General features: G+C 43.7%; 17 protein-coding genes. 4 read left to right on the top strand and 13 right to left on the bottom strand.

The features are described from left to right. Positions 1-117: 117 nt before the first annotated feature. Positions 118-369 carry a hypothetical protein gene (locus OU792_RS14720; protein WP_026948008.1) on the bottom strand — a complete coding sequence of 84 codons (252 nt, stop codon included), beginning with the start codon at positions 367-369 and terminating at the stop codon, positions 118-120. A gap of 105 nt (positions 370-474) precedes the next feature. Beyond that, positions 475-1,437: a sugar-transfer associated ATP-grasp domain-containing protein gene (locus OU792_RS14715; protein ID WP_274670568.1), complete on the bottom strand. Its 963-nt coding sequence runs from the start codon at positions 1,435-1,437 to the stop codon at positions 475-477. Positions 1,438-1,810: 373 nt separating this feature from the next. On the opposite strand from OU792_RS14715, the gene OU792_RS14710 reads away from it, so the two are divergent. Then, positions 1,811-2,302: a thermonuclease family protein gene (locus OU792_RS14710; RefSeq protein ID WP_274670567.1), complete on the top strand. Its 492-nt coding sequence runs from the start codon at positions 1,811-1,813 to the stop codon at positions 2,300-2,302. Between the two features lie 84 nt (positions 2,303-2,386). Here the strand turns inward: OU792_RS14710 and leuB are convergent, their stop codons facing one another. The 9 genes from leuB to ilvD all read right to left on the bottom strand — a co-directional run bounded on the left by leuB (position 2,387) and on the right by ilvD (position 13,638). Beyond that, the gene (leuB, locus tag OU792_RS14705) at positions 2,387-3,454 is read right to left on the bottom strand and encodes a 3-isopropylmalate dehydrogenase (RefSeq protein WP_026948005.1); all 1,068 of its coding nucleotides are present in this window, start codon (positions 3,452-3,454) and stop codon (positions 2,387-2,389) included. Then, positions 3,423-5,009 carry an alpha-isopropylmalate synthase regulatory domain-containing protein gene (locus tag OU792_RS14700; RefSeq protein ID WP_274670566.1) on the bottom strand — a complete coding sequence of 529 codons (1,587 nt, stop codon included), beginning with the start codon at positions 5,007-5,009 and terminating at the stop codon, positions 3,423-3,425. The genes leuB and OU792_RS14700 overlap by 32 nt, the downstream gene beginning before the upstream one ends. 8 nt (positions 5,010-5,017) lie before the next feature. Further along, positions 5,018-5,608 (bottom strand): 3-isopropylmalate dehydratase small subunit, encoded by a 591-nt coding sequence (gene leuD / locus OU792_RS14695; protein WP_026948003.1) that lies wholly within the window; start codon positions 5,606-5,608, stop codon positions 5,018-5,020. A 106-nt stretch (positions 5,609-5,714) separates the two neighbouring features. Then, the gene (gene leuC / locus OU792_RS14690) at positions 5,715-7,121 is read right to left on the bottom strand and encodes a 3-isopropylmalate dehydratase large subunit (RefSeq protein WP_134201463.1); all 1,407 of its coding nucleotides are present in this window, start codon (positions 7,119-7,121) and stop codon (positions 5,715-5,717) included. A gap of 2 nt (positions 7,122-7,123) precedes the next feature. Further along, positions 7,124-8,632, bottom strand: coding sequence for a 2-isopropylmalate synthase (locus tag OU792_RS14685; RefSeq protein ID WP_134201462.1), 1,509 nt, complete (start codon positions 8,630-8,632; stop codon positions 7,124-7,126). A gap of 24 nt (positions 8,633-8,656) precedes the next feature. Then, positions 8,657-9,700 (bottom strand): ketol-acid reductoisomerase, encoded by a 1,044-nt coding sequence (gene ilvC, locus OU792_RS14680; RefSeq protein WP_274670565.1) that lies wholly within the window; start codon positions 9,698-9,700, stop codon positions 8,657-8,659. 39 nt (positions 9,701-9,739) lie between these two features. Further along, positions 9,740-10,240 carry an acetolactate synthase small subunit gene (gene ilvN / locus OU792_RS14675; RefSeq protein WP_026947999.1) on the bottom strand — a complete coding sequence of 167 codons (501 nt, stop codon included), beginning with the start codon at positions 10,238-10,240 and terminating at the stop codon, positions 9,740-9,742. A 12-nt stretch (positions 10,241-10,252) separates the two neighbouring features. Next, positions 10,253-11,935, bottom strand: a complete 1,683-nt coding sequence (gene ilvB / locus OU792_RS14670) for a biosynthetic-type acetolactate synthase large subunit (RefSeq protein ID WP_134201606.1) — start codon at positions 11,933-11,935, stop codon at positions 10,253-10,255. 20 nt (positions 11,936-11,955) lie between these two features. Next, positions 11,956-13,638, bottom strand: a complete 1,683-nt coding sequence (gene ilvD, locus OU792_RS14665) for a dihydroxy-acid dehydratase (protein WP_134201461.1) — start codon at positions 13,636-13,638, stop codon at positions 11,956-11,958. Positions 13,639-14,148: 510 nt separating this feature from the next. Here ilvD and ispE point away from each other — a divergent pair. Genes ispE through OU792_RS14650 form a run of 3 tightly spaced genes read left to right on the top strand, consistent with a single transcriptional unit; the run spans position 14,149 to position 15,561 of the window. Continuing rightward, positions 14,149-14,955 carry a 4-(cytidine 5'-diphospho)-2-C-methyl-D-erythritol kinase gene (gene ispE / locus OU792_RS14660; protein ID WP_134201605.1) on the top strand — a complete coding sequence of 269 codons (807 nt, stop codon included), beginning with the start codon at positions 14,149-14,151 and terminating at the stop codon, positions 14,953-14,955. A gap of 41 nt (positions 14,956-14,996) precedes the next feature. Then, entirely contained in the window at positions 14,997-15,242 is a 246-nt protein-coding gene (locus OU792_RS14655) for a ribbon-helix-helix domain-containing protein (RefSeq protein WP_026947995.1), read from the top strand. After that, positions 15,229-15,561, top strand: coding sequence for a type II toxin-antitoxin system PemK/MazF family toxin (locus OU792_RS14650; protein WP_134201460.1), 333 nt, complete (start codon positions 15,229-15,231; stop codon positions 15,559-15,561). Before OU792_RS14655 ends, OU792_RS14650 begins: the two co-directional genes overlap by 14 nt. Here OU792_RS14650 and OU792_RS14645 read toward each other — a convergent pair. Together OU792_RS14645 and OU792_RS14640 are read right to left on the bottom strand one after the other, a co-directional pair. Beyond that, on the bottom strand, positions 15,558-16,469 hold the full coding sequence (locus OU792_RS14645; RefSeq protein WP_134201459.1) for a DMT family transporter: 912 nt from the start codon (positions 16,467-16,469) through the stop codon (positions 15,558-15,560). The genes OU792_RS14650 and OU792_RS14645 overlap by 4 nt on opposite strands. Then, positions 16,470-17,543: an LptF/LptG family permease gene (locus OU792_RS14640; RefSeq protein ID WP_134201458.1), complete on the bottom strand. Its 1,074-nt coding sequence runs from the start codon at positions 17,541-17,543 to the stop codon at positions 16,470-16,472. It abuts the gene before it with no gap. Position 17,544: the final 1 nt, after the last annotated feature.

Genomic DNA, 17,544 nt, shown 5'->3' with positions numbered 1-17,544 from the left:
CGGAAAGATATTAGCTCTGATTTTCCCAAATAATTCTCCATTGCAAACCTAAAGGCGGAAGGCAGGCTCGATTTCATATCGGCAGAAAGGCGGATAATCATAGAAAAAGTCAACTGATCATAAAACTCTCGACTCTGAAAACAGGTCATAAGCAGCTACCAGCAATTGCCTTTCAGGCGAGGTCCCATATCGTGAATAGGAATGTATCTGTGATCGCTCCTCTACATATATTGGCACATAGGTATTTTCGATTTCATCCCAAATTACTAGTAAATAGGCATACGGAATCGGCTTTTCCCGGCCGATTTCAAGCCATTGCTCGAAGAGGTCTTCAGAAAGTGATTGGGGATATTCGGGACTATCAAACATGAATTTTATTCTAAAAGCTGATTAAGAATATTTTATCAGGAAACTTTTTCAAAACCTAAAAGCCCCCTATAGGAGAGCTGTCATCTAGGTGAGGCAAATACAGCATCACATCTTTTTCCAGAGATTTTCCCAGCCTAAGCCCTTGAAATGAGGCCCTGTACTTGCTTCTGAATAGATAATTCCGGGATAATCTGTATTCCACTCCATAATTTTGATTTCTCCGGTATCAGTTACCGCAACATCCCAGGCGATCAATTGAAGGTGTGGAATTTTATCGTGTAGTTTTTCGCAGCATTCAACCATTTTCCTGTAGTATGGAACCGCACTGTCTGAAAAAGGAAGTCCACTTTCGGGATGTGAGGAATAGCTTTCCCAACCTGAAGTGATCCCCACTCCAATAAACTCACCATTCTCCAAATTAATAGGAACTCGAATGGAGTCTTTACTATCGATGACATCTACCCCTTTTTGCCCTACTCTCAGACCAGATAGTATATTCCGGGCAGGATTTGCATTGCGCTTAAGCGTCGTAATGCGAATGGTGGCAACAGCACTTGGACTCAATTCCTGCAAAAAGGAATGCTGGATAATGGGTGCTTGGATTACCGAATTTCCAAAGGTCTTAAAATCAAAAGCATCAAACTCTTTCGACGTTAATTTAATAACTCCCTGTCCCTGAAAAGAGAGATCTTGCTTGATAAAAATATAGGGATAATCTTTGAAGCAGGCTGCCTTAATTTCTTCTAAAGAGACCTGTTCTCCAGAAAGCAAAACCCAAGTTCCATTGACAAAATAGGCTAAGTCAGGAATTAAGTCTGTTTCTATGATGCGTTTGGATAAGGTTTTATAAAGCGAAATACTCCTGAGGTCACCATTCACCATCCGGGGAATGATCCTACCCATGTAATTATCAGGAATCCACCCTTCTAGAAATTCCCCGCGAAAAGAAGTGTAAACCTGAAGCCAGGGAGAAAAGGATTTCGATCCTAGAACATCTTGGGAGTACTCATCACATTGTCTCACCAGGTCATCGGAAAGTCCTTTACCCTGCTTAGCCAGTGAATCCAAGGCAAGTTTTGCTTTCTTATTAATTTTCTTGTCGAAAAGAGCATTCCATCTCTTTTGCCTTGACTTTCTATATTCTCTCTTTATGAGCTGTATGAGTTTCAAAATCAAATGCCTTTAGGTTGGATCTGAAGATTTCTTATTCTTTCTCAAACATAGAGAAAATCTAATTTATCACATCTCTAAATCTTTTGATTGGACTTATTACTCTCGATTGATTCATTTGAAGAAAACAACACTATCCAGATGACAACTATCAATACAAACCTTATTTCATCTATCGACACTCATCTTTAGTTTGGCTTGATTGTATGACATTTAATGACCAATTCCAGGGAAAATTTTTATTCAAAAACCCAGATTAGTAATTTTCAGCATGCAAGAAAACCGACGAAAATTTCACCTTCTCTACCTCCTACTTTTTATAGGTTTATTCTTTTCAAATGAGTTAAACGCCCAGCAAAAAACCGGTCTACTACGGGTGAGCAAGGTAGTTGACGGAGATACTTTTTGGCTAATCAATGCCCGGGGAGAGGAAGAGAAAATCAGGCTCATCGGAGTGGATAGCCCTGAGGCTAGGAATACAGGTCGGGTAAAAAAAGAATATTTCGGTGCCGAAAGCTCTGCCTTTGCCAAGCGGATGCTAGATGGAAAAAGGGTCCGACTGGAATATGACGCCCAACGCAAAGACCGCTATCAGCGCACTTTAGCCTATGTCTATCTGGAGGACGGCACTTTCTTCAATGCCCTACTCGTCCGGGAAGGCTATGCGACAGTAGCCACCTTCCCTCCCAATGTGAAATATGAGAAGCTATTTATCCGCCTACAACGGGAAGCTCGATCGAAAAGAAAGGGGCTTTGGAAGTGATAAAACCACCCCGTTTCGGAGGTGGTTTTCAATGAGACTCGAGACAGCAAATTTCGAACAGCTACACTATTGCAAGAATTGGAATTACCCCAAAATCTTCGCTGCCAGCCAGTCGCCCACTTGGGAGGTTTTGTAGGCAGTCCCTCCGTCAGCAATATCCTCGGTCACATAGCCTTCAGCCAAGGAAAGATTGACCACATCAGATATGGCATCTGCCTCAGCTTTCATATCAAAGGCATACTCAAACATCATCGCAGCAGACAAGACTGTAGCCAATGGATTAGCGATGTCTTTTCCGGCAGCCTGAGGATAGGAACCGTGAATCGGTTCAAACAATTTCACCTTGGATCCCAAAGAAGCCGATGGCATCAAGCCCATAGAACCGGAAATCACCGAAGCTTCGTCAGTCAAAATATCTCCAAATAAGTTTTCTGTAATCAAGACATCATAGGCTTTGGGCCACTGAATCAGGCGCATTGCCACCGCATCTACAAATTCATATTCCACTTTCACATCAGGATACTCAGCTGCCAATTCTTGCACGGTTTCCCTCCACAATCTGGAAGTGGCCATGACATTGGCTTTGTCCACACAGGTCAGCAATTTTCTCCGTTTTTGTGCAGCTTCAAAACCCATTCTGGCCAAGCGTACAATCTCTTCTTTGCTATATACATTGGTATCGAAAGCCTTGGTGCCCTGCTCATTGCGACCTCTAGGCTCACCGAAGTAAACCCCACCAGTCAATTCTCTGAAGAAAACAAAATCCACTCCGTCCACCCGCTCCAATTTCAATGGAGACTTATGAACCAAGGAAGGAAAAGTAAAGGTCGGTCGTACATTGGCAAAAAGCCCTAATTTCTGTCTCATTCGAAGCAAGCCTTGCTCTGGACGAACCTTTGCTTTTGGGTCATTGTCATATTTCGGATCGCCGATGGCTCCGAAAAGTACGGCATCTGATGCTGCGCAAATCTCATGTGTGGCATCTGGATATGGGTCTCCTGTCGCATCGATAGCGCAGGCGCCTACCAGACCTTCCTTGAAGGTGATTTGATGTCCAAATTTTTGGCCAACAGCCTTCACAACTTTGACAGCCTGAGCAATCACCTCAGGTCCGATGCCGTCACCCGGCAACAGCGCGATATTCATTTCCATAATAAGTGGATTCTTCTTTATTGGGTTGGTAATTCATGTTTTCGATGATGTTGAGCATTTTTTCAGTAGCCATCATCGCCGCTACGGTTTGGTCAGGGTCAAGTCCCTTGGTCTTAAATATTTTTCCATAATCCCAGGTGACTACCGTCTCCACAAAGGCGTCGGTCTTTCCTCCCGGAGGAATAGAAACATGGTAGTCGATCAATCTTGGAAGTTCACGACCAAGAGATTTATAGATTTTTTTGAGTGCCTTCATGAATGAGTCATACTGCCCATCTCCTGTGGCACTTTCATCATAAAACTTCCCGTGGACATTCATCCGAAGTTGCACCGTGGGCTTTAATCCCTTCGAATGAGTCATGTGATAGCCCTCGATACTGATGTGCTTGGAAATGGAGTTGTTTTGTAGGACATCCGAAATGATATAAGGCAAATCCTCCGTGGTCACTCGCTCCTTTTTGTCGCCGAGTTCAATAATTCGCTGAGTTACTTTGGTGAGTTCATCTTTCTCTAAAGAGATACCCAGCTCCTCCAGATTCTTCAGAATATTAGCCTTCCCGGAAGTTTTACCCAAGGCATATTTCCGTTGCCTGCCAAATCGCTCTGGCATCAAATCGTTAAAATAGAGGTTCTTTTTATTATCTCCGTCTGCGTGGATTCCCGCGGTTTGGGTGAAGACATTTTCACCCACGACAGGCTTATTTGCAGGAATATGCTGCCCAGAAAACTGCTCCACTAGTTTCGAGACACGGAAAATCTTCTGCTCCTGAATACCGATTTCTAATTCAGTAAAATCCTTGATAACAGCCACTACAGACTCCAAAGGTGCATTTCCTGCTCTTTCCCCTAATCCATTGACCGTCGTGTGAATTCCCGCTGCACCATGAAGAATCGCCTCCATGACATTGGCCACAGAAAGATCGTAATCGTTGTGTGCATGAAAGTCAAAATGAGCCTTGGGAAAGCGGGAAACGATCAGCTGAAAGTAATCTTTGACCTCTTCCGGAGAAAGCAATCCCAAGGTATCAGGAAGCATGATTCGCTTCACCGGCTGATGATCAAGAAAATCGATCAGATCTAAGGTGTATTCCTGGGAATTCCGCATCCCATTTGACCAGTCCTCGAGGTATACATTGACAGCAATCCCCTTCTCCTGGGCATAGTTAATACAATCTTCGATTTCTGAAAAATGCTGCTCAGGAGTCTTTTTCAGCTGATGAACCAAATGATTGAGTGATCCTTTCGTGAGTAAATTCAGCACTTTGGCGCCAGCCTCCTCGATCCAATCTACTGAAACCGGTGTATCTACAAAGCCCAAAACTTCCACCTGATGGAGATATCCTTTTTGACCAGCCCATTGAGTGATTTTTTGCACTCCTTCCAACTCACCTTCAGAAACTCTGGCAGAAGCGACTTCAATCCGATCTACTTTGAGTTCTTCCAACAGCAACTTGGCTATTTGGAGTTTTTCCGAAGGCAAAAAGGAAACCCCTGAGGTCTGTTCGCCATCCCTCAGCGTGGTATCCATGATCTCTATTCGTCGATTTGCCTTCATAGGTACAATTATCTTGAAGCTTCGAATGCTTCGATTTCGGAAGACATATTTAGCAAGTAATCGATATCATCAAAGCCATTCTGCATGTTGGCTTTCTTGTATTCATTGATGTCGAAGGACTCAGATTCTCCTGTGGAAAGCAACGTGATTTTTTGCTCAGGCAGGCTGACTTCGATCTCGGTCTTGGGATCTGCCTCAATCGCATTGAATAGTTTATCAGCAAATTCGGGCGAAATTGTAACCGGGAGGACTCCAATATTCAGACAGTTATTTTTGAAGATATCTGCGAAAAAGCTGGAAACCACACAGCGAAAGCCATAGTCATATAGTGCCCAAACGGCATGCTCCCGGCTGGAACCGGAGCCGAAGTTTTTACCAGCAACCAGAATTTTACCTGAATAGGTAGGATCATTGAGTACAAAATCCTTTTTGGGATTTCCCTCCACATCATATCGCCAGTCGCGGAAAAGATTGTCTCCAAACCCCTCTCGTTCAGTTGCTTTCAAAAAGCGAGCAGGGATGATTTGGTCGGTATCCACGTTTTCGGTCGGCAAGGGAACTGCCGTATCGCGGAGTATGGTGAATTTATCGTAAGCCATTTTTTGATAGTTCAAAGGTGATAAAGTTGGAAGGTGGAAAGGTTAGCTCAGGCTTTAGGTAAAACCTTAGCTCAATCCCGTATTTCGTTTTTCCAACCTCGTATTTTCAATTTGTAAATACTTCCCGGGGATCAGTAATTCGGCCAGTAACCGCTACAGCCGCTACGGTCAACGGAGAGGCTAGCATCGTTCGCGCACCTGGCCCTTGACGACCTTCGAAGTTTCGATTAGATGTAGAAACCGCATATTTTCCGGCAGGAATCTTATCATCGTTCATGGCTAGGCAGGCAGAGCATCCCGGCTGACGAAGTTCGAAACCAGCTTCTTCCAAGATTTTCACCAAACCTTCTTCATGAGCGAGCTTTTCCACTTCTCTGGAGCCCGGAACAATCCAAGCGGTGATATTATCCGCTTTTTTCTTGCCCTTGACGAATTGTGCTACTGCGCGGATATCTTCGATTCGTCCATTGGTACAGGATCCGACAAATACATAATCGACTTGCTTTCCTTTGACTGGTTCACCCGGCTGGAAGCCCATGTAATCCAGAGATTTGAGGTAGGACTTTTTATTGGAGCCTTCCATCCCATCTGTAGTCGGAATAGAGTCTTTGACCTTGATCCCCATTCCCGGATTGGTTCCGTAGGTGATCATCGGCTCAATATCTGCTGCATCAAAGGTCAGTTCCTTGTCAAAAACCGCTCCTTCATCCGTTTTGAGTGTTTTCCAATGAGCGACAGCCTTGTCCCAATCTTCTCCTTTAGGGGCGTATTGTTTCCCTTTCAGAAAAGCAAAAGTGGTCTCATCCGGAGCAATCAAACCTCCTCGAGCACCCATTTCGATGGACATGTTGCAAATGGTCATCCGGGCTTCCATGGATAGGTTTCGGATCGCCGAACCAGCATATTCCACAAAGTAACCGGTGGCCCCAGCTGCAGAGATTTTAGAAATGATATAGAGGATAATGTCTTTGGAGGTCACTCCTTTTCCAAGTTCTCCTTCTACAGAGATTCGCATTTTCTTGGGCTTGGACTGCATGATGCACTGGGTAGCAAGTACCATTTCCACTTCTGAAGTACCGATACCAAAGGCAATCGCCCCAAAGGCCCCATGCGTGGAAGTATGTGAGTCTCCACAAACGATAGTCATCCCGGGTTGAGTAACTCCCAGTTCCGGTCCGATTACATGGACAATTCCATGATGAGCAGATCCCAAATCATGAAGCTCAATGCCATATTTTGCACAATTCTGGCGAAGCTTCTCCACCTGCATGCGAGAAAGCTTATCCTTGATCGTCTGATCCTGATCTATTGTCGGGACATTATGATCGGGGGTGGCAATCGTCCGATGCGGATATTTTACCCCGATCCCTCTTTTTTCCAAATTCAAGAAAGCTACAGGGGAGGTCACTTCATGGATAAAATGCTTATCAATGAAGAATACATCTGGCCCGGCTGGCACCGATTTGACCACATGGGAATCCCAGATTTTATCAAATAATGTTGTCTTTTCCATAATTAGGCAGTCACGTATTCTTTGACTGGTATTTTGTTTAATGCATCCACAAACGCTTGAGCAGATGCCAATACAATGTCCTGGTTTGAAGCAAAGCCGTAGTAAGGCTTGTCGGATTTGATGACCCGCATGTGAACTTTTGCCACGTCATTGGAGCCATGGGTCATGGCTTGAATCAGGAATTCTTCCAAATCAACCTGTGGCTGAACTACCTTCTCGATAGCAGTCAATACAGCATCTACAGGACCAACTCCGCTTGCTGAAGCTTCATGGGATTCATTACCGATTTTCACTTTTACTTGAGCATTGATCTCACCATTGGAGGAATAAGTTACCTCTTCCAATTCGATGAAATTGGATTCATCCATATACTTTCCAACAAGCTCGAGTAAGTCCTTTCTTCCAATGTCACGTTTGGAATCTGCCAATAGCAAAAACTCTTCGTACACTTTGCGAAGCTCTTCTCCTTCCAGTTCTACTCCCAATGCATCTAGATGATGCTTCAAGGCAGCTCTTCCGGATCTGGCAGTCAAGACAATCGAAGACTCTTCCACCCCGACCTCTTTTGGATCGATGATTTCGTAGTTTTCACGGTGCTTCAAGACACCGTCCTGATGAATCCCTGAAGAGTGAGCAAAGGCATTTCTACCCACAATCGCCTTATTCGGCTGAACAGGCATATTCATCAGTTTGGATACCAATCGGCTGGTTTGGTAGATTTTCTGGGTCACGATATCCGTGTGAACAGGAATGGACTGATGACATTTGATAGCCATGACCACCTCTTCCATGGAAGTATTTCCAGCACGCTCGCCAATTCCGTTGATCGTCACTTCGACCTGCCGAGCACCATTTTGGACACCGGCCACAGTATTGGCCGTAGCCATTCCCAAATCATTGTGACAATGGGTGGCTATGATAGCCTTGTCGATATTGGGTACCCGATTTTTGAGATTTGCAATGAAACCCCCATACTGCTCTGGCAAACAATATCCAGTGGTATCCGGAATATTCACCACAGTGGCTCCGGCTTTGATGACCTCTTCTATGATTTTACAAAGAAAATCAGGCTCCGAACGCCCGGCATCTTCTGCGTAAAACTCCACATCCTCCACAAACTGCTTGGCAAATTTCACAGCTGCCACTCCACGGCGGATGATCTCCTCCGGAGTGGAGCGGAGCTTGTACTGAATATGATAGGGAGAAACCCCAATACCCGTGTGAATTCGGCCTTTTTTGGCATACTTGAGTGCCGCTGCAGCTACTTCGATATCCTTTTCTACAGCACGTGAGAGGGCACAAATGATCGGATTGGAAACAGCTTTCGAAATCTCCTGTACAGAATTGAAATCACCTGGGCTAGAGATGGGAAATCCTGCCTCAATTATATCAACTCCTAGTTCTTCTAGGGCCTTTGCCACGATAATTTTCTCCTGGGTATTCAGCTGACACCCTGGCACTTGCTCCCCGTCTCGCAGGGTTGTATCAAATATCCACAGCTTCTCACTCATGATCTTTGGGTTTAAATTTGGGGTTTAATTATTTTCTGGTCTCAACTGTCGGACGACCGCACCGGCCTGCCACATTTCAGACTCGCGCAATTCTTTCAATTCAGCCTCCAACTTTTCTCTATAATCTGACTTCGAATTAGAGTCGATGGATTTTTGAGCTTCTTTACCTGTTTTGACAGAATCATACAATGCCTCAAAAACAGGCTTGGTAGCATCCCGGAAAGGCTTCCACCAATCCAATGCACCTCGTTGAGCCGTGGTGGAGCAGTTGGCATACATCCAGTCCATTCCATTTTCTGCTACCAAAGGCATCAAAGACTGTGTCAACTCCTCTACTGTCTCATTGAAAGCTTCGGAAGGAGTATGACCATTTGCTCTCAAGACTTCATATTGGGCTGCGAAAATCCCTTGAATCGCTCCCATCAAAGTTCCTCTTTCACCCGTGAGGTCAGAAGTTACTTCACGGTAAAAATCTGTTTCGAAAAGGTAGCCTGATCCTACCCCAATACCTAAGGCTACGACACGATCCTTAGCCTTGCCAGTTGCATCTTGGAATATTGCATAGGAAGAGTTCAATCCACGACCTTCTACAAACATCCTTCTCAAAGACGTTCCGGATCCTTTTGGAGCAACCAAAATCACGTCTACATCTGCAGGAGGTATGATCCCTGTTTTATCCTTATAAGTCACACCAAATCCATGCGAGAAGTATAATGCCTTTCCAGGAGTCAGGTGTTTTTTAACTGTTGGCCAAAGGGCAATTTGTCCTGCATCTGACAGCAAAAACTGAATGATCGTACCTTTTTCACAGGCTTCTTCGATCTCAAAAAGCGTCTCACCAGGAACCCATCCGTCCGACACGGCTTTATCCCAAGTTTTGGAATTTTTACGCTGACCTACGATGACGTTGAATCCATTGTCTTTAAGGTTCAAAGCCTGTCCTGGGCCTTGGACACCATAGCCAATGACTGCGATCACCTCATCCTTGAGTACTTCTCTGGCTTTCTCCAGTGGGAATTCCTCGCGGGTCACCACATTTTCTTCAACATTGCCGAATTTTAATTTCATGATTCTAAAATTAGGTTTAATAGATTGATTTTTAATGTTTTATGATAAATACTGATCAATTGTTCGCATTCGTTTCGCGACAGCAACTCTACCCGATCTTGCAAATTCGAGGAGGCCATAGCCCTTCAGAATTTCCAGCAACTCCTGGGTTTGTTCTTTATGTCCAGCTACTTCCAGCACGACGAATTCCTGCTCTGCCGAAATGATTTTTGCATGATGCTGTCGAATGATTTTCTCTAAGCTTCCATCCAAGCGAGCAACAGGGATCTTGTAAAGTGCAATCTCCTGATAGACCACGCCGGAATCTTCATGATAAAATGCCTTGATGACATCGATGATTTTCTCGATTTGATTGACGAGATGAACTACCATTTCTTCGGAGGTAGTCACTTCAATCGTAATCCGATGAATCCCATCCACACTGCTTTCAGAAGCAGTCAAGGCATCGATATTGATCCCTCTTCGAGTGAAGATGATAGTGATCCGATTGAGAATTCCGATGAAATTCTCCGTAATGACGAAAATAGTATAGCGTTTCATAGGGGGATTCTTTTAAGAAAGTCGGACTTCTTCTACCGAGCATCCGGTAGCGATCATCGGGAATACATTATCTTCTTTCTCCACCACAACTTCCAAGAAATAGGGGCCGTCATGAATCAACATATCTTCAATAGATTCCGTGAGTGTATTTCTTTCGGTTACCTTTTGAGCTTTAATGCCGTAGGCTTCTGCCAGTTTGATGAAATCCGGATTGTCCAATTCAGTGAATGAGTAGCGCTTGTCAAAAAACATCTGCTGCCACTGCCGGACCATTCCTAGGTAATTATTATTGAGCAGGACAATTTTGACGGGTGCCTTGGTCTGCATGATAGCACCCAACTCCTGAATGGTCATCTGAATACCTCCATCACCAACCACACAGATTACCTGTCTGGAATAGTCATGAAGCTGTGCTCCTAAAGCCGCTGGAAGTGCAAAACCCATAGTCCCTAAACCTCCTGAAGTAATCTGGGTCCGTGTCTTCTTATAGTGAAAATAGCGCCAAGCAATCATTTGGTGCTGTCCCACATCGGTTACCAAAACAGCATCATCTGCCTTGTAGCGATTGATTTGACTGATTACCTCACCCATGGTAAGGCCCACTTTGGTCGGTGTGATATCATGCTGCATCACAGCTTCCTTTTCCATCTGCTCCAACTCACGAAACTTCCCCAGCCATTCCGGATGGGACCCTTGCTCTACTGCTTCGGTTAGCATGGAAAGACTTTCCTTACAATCTCCTAATACTCCTACTTCCACTTTGACGTTTTTATTAATCTCAGCGGCGTCCAATTCCAGATGAATGACTTTTGCCTGTTTGGCATAGCGCTTCAGGTCTCCGGTTACCCGATCGTCAAATCGCATCCCGACCGCAATGAGAACATCACATTGATTGGTCAGGAGGTTGGGAGCATAATTTCCGTGCATACCCAGCTTGCCCACGTAATTTGGATGATCCTCAGAAAGTGCCCCTGATCCCAAAAGGGTAGATGCAGCAGGAATACCTGTCTTATCCAAGAAAAACTTTAACTCTGTCTCAGCTTTTCCCAAAACCACGCCCTGTCCAAAAAGCAAATAGGGCCGCTTAGCCTGTTTGATCAATTCTGCAGCTTTCTGAATTGCATTTGGGTCTATTGGCTGATGAACTTTGTAAGACCTGAAGCCCAAGCAAGGAGTGTAATTCATCTGCCCGAAGTCTACTTGAGCATTTTTTGTAATATCAATCAATACCGGACCAGGACGTCCAGACCGAGCTATATAAAATCCTTTTGCAATCGCAGGTGCAATATCCTCCACTCTTCTCACCTGAATATTCCATTTCGTCCCCGGCATGGAAATACCGACCACATCTGTCTCCTGAAAGGCATCTGTACCCAAAAGATGTGCGGCAACTTGCCCAGTAATACAAACCAAGGGTGTGCTGTCGATCTGCGCATCAGCCAGCCCCGTGATCAAATTAGTCGCTCCGGGGCCTGAAGTAGCCAAGCAGACTCCTACTTTTCCAGAAACCCGGGCATAGCCTTGTGCTGCGTGAATAGCTCCCTGTTCATGACGAGTCAAGACGTGCTTGATCTGCTCATGATAATCGTACAGGGCATCGTATACAGGCATGATTGCGCCTCCAGGATACCCAAAGATAATTTCTGCTTGCTCTGCGATTAGGGACTGCACAACTATGTCTGCCCCACGAATCATGGATTCTTCCTTCATAGACTTTAGAATTTATCGGTTACGCAGCCTTCTGATGCAGTTGCCACGAGTTGATTATATTTTTTCAGGGTACCCTGCAAACCCTCAATTTTCTTGGGTGACCAGGATTTTTTGCGCTCCGCAAACTCCTCTTCACTGACTTGAACTGAAAGCTCAAAATTATTGGCATCGATTGTGATGACATCTCCGTCTTTCAAGAGTCCAATGGGACCTCCGCACCAAGCCTCAGGGGTAACGTGTCCCACTACAAAGCCATGCGTTCCGCCAGAAAATCTTCCGTCAGTAATTAGAGCTACATCTGAGCCCAAGCCTGCTCCAATAATCATGGAGGTTGGCTTAAGCATCTCTGGCATTCCAGGAGCTCCTTTTGGACCGACATTTCGAACTACCACTACATCTCCAGCCTGCACCTTGTGATCCCGTATGGCATTATTGGCCTCCAATTCAGAATCGAAAACTTTGGCTGGACCTGTGAATGAAACCCCTTCCTTTCCAGTGATCTTCGAAACTGCCCCTTCAGGAGCAAGATTTCCTTTAAGAATGCATAGATGACCTGTTTTCTTAATGGGCTGATCGATTGGCCGAATACAATTGACCAAGGATGGTATGATAGGGTCGATATTTTCCAGATTTTCGGCTAAAGTCTTCCCGGTGACGGTCATACAATCTCCATGGAGCATTCCTTGATCTAGCATGAATTTCATGAAAGCTGGAAGCCCACCTTGTTCATGCAAATCTTCCATCAGGAATTTTCCGGAAGGTTTGAAGTCACCTAACAATGGGGTGATATCATTTACAGCTTTAAAGTCTTCAAGTGTAAAGTCTACTCCAGCCGTACGCGCAATCGCCAGGATATGCATCACTGCATTGGTACTGCCTCCTAGCGCTACGATAACCCTTACAGCATTTTCAATGCTTTTTCGAGTGACGATATCTTTGGGCTTAATGTCTTTTTCAAGTAGGATTTTGATGTATTTGCTGACCTCTCTACACTCTCGGAGTTTCTCAGGGGAGTTGGCAGGATAAGAAGCAGAATAAGGAAGAGACATTCCCATAGCTTCTGCAGCGGATGACATGGTGTTGGCGGTATACATCCCTCCACAGGCACCTGCACCGGGGCAGGCATTTCGGATCACTCCATCATAGTCTTGTTCTGAGATGGTTCCTTGAATCTTTTTCCCAAATGCCTCAAATGCAGATACGATGTTCAGTTTCTCACCTTTATAATTGCCCGAGGCAATTGTCCCACCATAAACCATAATCGATGGGCGGTTGATGCGAAGCATTCCCATGATCGCCCCGGGCATATTTTTATCACATCCTGCTACTGCCACACAGGCATCAAAGGAGTGACCTAAAATGAATGACTCAATCGAATCTGCAATGATCTCTCTGGAAACCAAGGAATAACGCATTCCCAGCGTCCCCATGGAAGTACCATCCGAAATCCCAATGGTATTGAAAACCAAACCGGTCAAATCATGCTCTTGAGTAGTTGATTTGATCTCGGCAGCAAAGTCATTGAGGTGCATGTTGCAGGGATTGCTTTCATAGCCACAGCTTGCAATTCCTACAAAAGGCTGCATTAACTTCTTATCAGATAGACCAGTGGCATACAGCATTGCTTTGCCTGCCGGATGCTCGGGATTATCAGAGATTTCCCAACTATATTTTTTAAGGTTTTTCATAGGGATATAAAAAAAGTGCCTTCATGTAATGAGGCACTTACAGATTTTTTATTTTGATATAGTCTAGTGCCTCACCTTAGTATCCTAGGAGAATAATAATGCTAAGCAAAAAGACCACTCGATTCATAGATTTTTGGGTTGAGCTGCTGTGAATTCGAAATTTTGTCAAATTTAAGTTTCATGAAGGAGACTAACAATATTTAATTCGCTTAAAAATCTTTAACGCAGAATATAAATTATCGTATTATGAATTTTTATAAAATTTTATTCTTATATAAGAACTTTTTATGCTTATTATTCTATTTGAAATATATTTTTTTTCAAAAAACAGAATTTTATACTGAATTGACTTTTTTTTAATAAAAAGTGAAAAAGATTCCATTTTTATCAACCGAAGGGATCAATCACCTTATTTTTCCTAATCTTTCCAAGATTAACTTAAAAATATTCAAAGATCGAATTGTAAACTTTTCAGTCCAAAATCCACTTAATTTGCGGAAAGCTCTCGACATGATCACTTTCCCTAATGCAAAAATTAACCTCGGACTGCATATCCTAGGAAAAAGAAAGGATGGATACCACGAAATCGAAACTTGCATGGTTCCAATCCCACTTCTGGATGCCTTAGAAATCATCTTGGATAAAAAAGGCGGCTGGGAAAGCACCGGAATCCAAATCCCAGGTGAGGCCAAAGACAATTTGATTCTAAAGGCTGAGAAGCTTCTTCGAAAGGACTTTCAAGGACTCCCCAATCTCAAAATCCACCTTCATAAAAATATACCAATGGGTGCTGGTCTTGGAGGGGGTTCGGCTGACGGGGCTTTTGCTTTGAAATTGATGAATAATCTTTTTGACCTCCATCTCGATGACTACTTTCTAGAAGAATATGCCGCACAGCTTGGAAGCGATTGTCCTTTTTTTATCGAGAATACACCAAAAATCGCCCGTGGTCGGGGTGAAATCCTCAGTCCCGCAGAGGTATCTCTTACAGGAAGCTATCTAGTCTTAATCAATCCGGGAATCCACATCGGCACCAAAGAGGCTTACTCAGGAGTCAATCCTGCTACTCCCAAAGTGAAAATAGAGGAAGTATTAGCAGACCGAAGTAGATGGAAAGAAGAATTGGTCAATGATTTTGAACAAAGTATTTTTAGAAATCACCCTGAAATAGCTGCCATCAAAAGCCAACTGTATCAAGCTGGTGCCTACTACGCAGCTATGTCCGGTTCCGGTTCCAGTGTTTTTGGTCTTTTCGAAACAAAGCCAAGTGAAATTGATTTTCCAGAGCATTATTTTTGTTTTGAAAAAGAACTTTAAAAACGTATTTATTATTATATTTACAATAAACTTCAAATAAAATGGCTACGTTCACAAGTTCTCTCCCAGACGATCTCCTTGAAAAAATTTCTTCAGAAGCTTCAAAACTATCAATTCCAAAAAATAAGCTGATCGAAAAAGCCTTACGGGCATATTTGGATTATTTGAAGCGTATTGAATATGCTAAATCTTACAAAATGGCTTCTAAAGATCCAGATATTCTAGAAATGGCAGAAGAAGACATGGGGGAATACTTCAAGCAAATAGAAGAAGATGAGGCAAGGTGAAATCTGGTATGCAAGATTAGACCCTGTAATTGGATCAGAACAAGCCGGGTATCGACCTGTGGTCATTTTGAGTGGAAACCTTTTAAACACTCATCTCCAAGTCGTTTTGGCAGCGCCTTTAACAAGTAAAATCAAAGGATTCAAAGGGAACCCAATTTTACAACCCACTGAAAAAAATGGATTAAAAGTAGATTCAGAGATTATGATTTTTCATTTAAGGTCAATATCCAAACAAAGACTCGAGACAAAAATTGGAGAGGTTGAAAAAAAAGAAATCAAACTTGCTATTGAGACTTTAAATGATATCCTCCATTTCTAACCCAAAGTCCTGACAGCCTTCCTTCGCTTATTCCAGTAATTCAGCACAGGATAAATCAAAACCGAAACCAGAATAATCAAAGTACCAAGGTAAAACTCAGGGGTCATTTTTTCCTTTTCTCCAAAGATCAATACTGCCAAAATAATCCCATAGACGGGTTCCAAATTAATCGTCAAATTGATGGAGAATACGGTCAGTCGCTTCATCAAATCCACCGAAACGGAAAAGGCATAAACAGTACACACCCCTCCTAAAACCAGCAACCAAAACCAATCCATCCCCTGCCAAGTCCATTGAATACCTGCTCCATCAGTCAGCCAAATCGAATAAAAAGGCATGAATAATAAAATTGCCAAACAGGCTCCCGTCATCTCATAAAAGGTGATTTGATAGGGATCGTGTCGCTTGGTCAGTCGGCCATTAATCACAGAAAAGCAAGCCGCCAAAAAGGCCGAAGCCAAAGCCATGGATAGCCCAAGCCAATAGCCTGTTTCAAATTTGAAAATAACTAAGAGGCCTGATATCACTAGTAAACCCAAAGCTACCTCGTACCATTTGATTTTCGCTTTATTAAAGAACGGCTCAACAAACGCCGTCCAAAGCGAGGTCGTAGCCATTCCAGCTAAGCAAACGGAAACTGTGGAAACTCTTGCTGACCAAAAAAACAGAATCCAATGCAAGGCGATCAATACCCCGGTACCCAATACCTTCCACATTTGATGAGGGGGAATCCAAATATTTTTCTTTTTCCAGGCAAAAAGCAGAGCAACGCCAATTGAGGCGATGAGCGTTCGGTAAAAAACGAGTTCAAGAGCCGGTAGAGAAATTAAAATTCCCAGAATAGCTGTAAAACCCCATATCAAGACAATGAGGTGGAGTAAAAGATAATCTTTCAGGGAAGCCTGCATTTATCGCGGGACGGTTTTATAAAGCACTAGACCTACCGAAGCAAAAATGATATTGGGAAGCCAAACCGCAAAAATAGGGTACTCCGAACCATTTTCGGCAAAGGTTCTAGATAGAATAAACAAGAGAATGTAGATAAATGCCATCAAGAAACCCATAGCAATCTGAAAGCCTGAACCACCCCGAGTCTTCCGAGCCGACATAATTACTCCAATGAAAGTCAAAATCAAGGCAGCAAAGGGAGACATAAACCGGACATAGCGCTCGATTTTGTAATAAGCAACATTATCAGCTCCCCGATCCTCCAAAATTCGGATCTGTCGGCTGAGTTGGGGCAACTTGAGCGTCTCGTGATGATTCTCCGGTACGCCAAAGTCTTCTGGAACGATCGAAAGCACTGTATCCAATTCGGTACCTACCGACCACTTCTCCCCCTCCTCCTTCAATTCTCGGAGCCTCCAATTTTTCAAAGTCCAAGCATTCTTTGCGGTATCCCATTCTATCCGGTCAGATGAAAGCTTGGCTAGCATCTCCCCATCTTGGATGGTCTCAAGTGTAAAATTATAGCCGGTATTATTGGTTTTATAGAATCGACTGAGATAAGCATAGCTATCCTCCCCTACTTTGATGTGAATATTTTGCTCACTTTGAGCGGCACCCTTTTCAAGATAGACCAAGCGAAAAACGGTCAGATTCTCAGTGGCCGTGGGGAGCACCCAGCCATTCAGAAGAAAACTGGCTCCGCCAATCAGCGCTGCAGAAAATAGAAAAGGAAATAGTAACCTGACAAAACTAACTCCACTCCCTAAAATGGCGATAATTTCTGTACGCCCAGCCATTTTGGAGGTAATGAAAATCACCGAAATAAAGACCGTAATGGGTGTCAGGAGATTATTCAAATAGAGCCCATAGTTTCCCATGTATCTGAGTATCTCCCCGGTTGGCACTTGATTTTGGATGTATTTGTCATTTTTTTCCGTAAAATCCAGTACCAAAACCACCAAAATCAACATCAAGACCACAAAGAAATAGGTCTTCAAAAAATCTTTGATGATGAGTCGATCGATCAGTTTCATG

It is taken from the genome of Algoriphagus sp. NF, assembly GCF_028823735.1.
GTDB classification, from domain to species: Bacteria; Bacteroidota; Bacteroidia; order Cytophagales; family Cyclobacteriaceae; genus Algoriphagus; species Algoriphagus marincola.
Note: the sequence above shows the minus strand (reverse complement) of the source record. Positions and strands in the feature narration are given on the sequence as shown.

Coding starts and splice junctions, on each gene's coding strand:
- ilvC (WP_274670565.1), bottom strand. CDS start 9,700: ATGAAATTAAAATTCGGCAATGTTGAAGAAAATGTGGTGACCCGCGAG.
- OU792_RS14685 (WP_134201462.1), bottom strand. CDS start 8,632: ATGAGTGAGAAGCTGTGGATATTTGATACAACCCTGCGAGACGGGGAG.
- OU792_RS14655 (WP_026947995.1), top strand. CDS start 14,997: ATGGCTACGTTCACAAGTTCTCTCCCAGACGATCTCCTTGAAAAAATT.
- ispE (WP_134201605.1), top strand. CDS start 14,149: ATGATCACTTTCCCTAATGCAAAAATTAACCTCGGACTGCATATCCTA.
- OU792_RS14720 (WP_026948008.1), bottom strand. CDS start 369: ATGTTTGATAGTCCCGAATATCCCCAATCACTTTCTGAAGACCTCTTC.
- OU792_RS14640 (WP_134201458.1), bottom strand. CDS start 17,543: ATGAAACTGATCGATCGACTCATCATCAAAGATTTTTTGAAGACCTAT.
- ilvD (WP_134201461.1), bottom strand. CDS start 13,638: ATGAAAAACCTTAAAAAATATAGTTGGGAAATCTCTGATAATCCCGAG.
- leuD (WP_026948003.1), bottom strand. CDS start 5,608: ATGGCTTACGATAAATTCACCATACTCCGCGATACGGCAGTTCCCTTG.
- OU792_RS14650 (WP_134201460.1), top strand. CDS start 15,229: ATGAGGCAAGGTGAAATCTGGTATGCAAGATTAGACCCTGTAATTGGA.
- OU792_RS14700 (WP_274670566.1), bottom strand. CDS start 5,009: ATGAAGGCAAATCGACGAATAGAGATCATGGATACCACGCTGAGGGAT.
- OU792_RS14710 (WP_274670567.1), top strand. CDS start 1,811: ATGCAAGAAAACCGACGAAAATTTCACCTTCTCTACCTCCTACTTTTT.
- leuC (WP_134201463.1), bottom strand. CDS start 7,121: ATGGAAAAGACAACATTATTTGATAAAATCTGGGATTCCCATGTGGTC.
- leuB (WP_026948005.1), bottom strand. CDS start 3,454: ATGGAAATGAATATCGCGCTGTTGCCGGGTGACGGCATCGGACCTGAG.
- ilvN (WP_026947999.1), bottom strand. CDS start 10,240: ATGAAACGCTATACTATTTTCGTCATTACGGAGAATTTCATCGGAATT.
- OU792_RS14645 (WP_134201459.1), bottom strand. CDS start 16,469: ATGCAGGCTTCCCTGAAAGATTATCTTTTACTCCACCTCATTGTCTTG.
- ilvB (WP_134201606.1), bottom strand. CDS start 11,935: ATGATTCGTGGGGCAGACATAGTTGTGCAGTCCCTAATCGCAGAGCAA.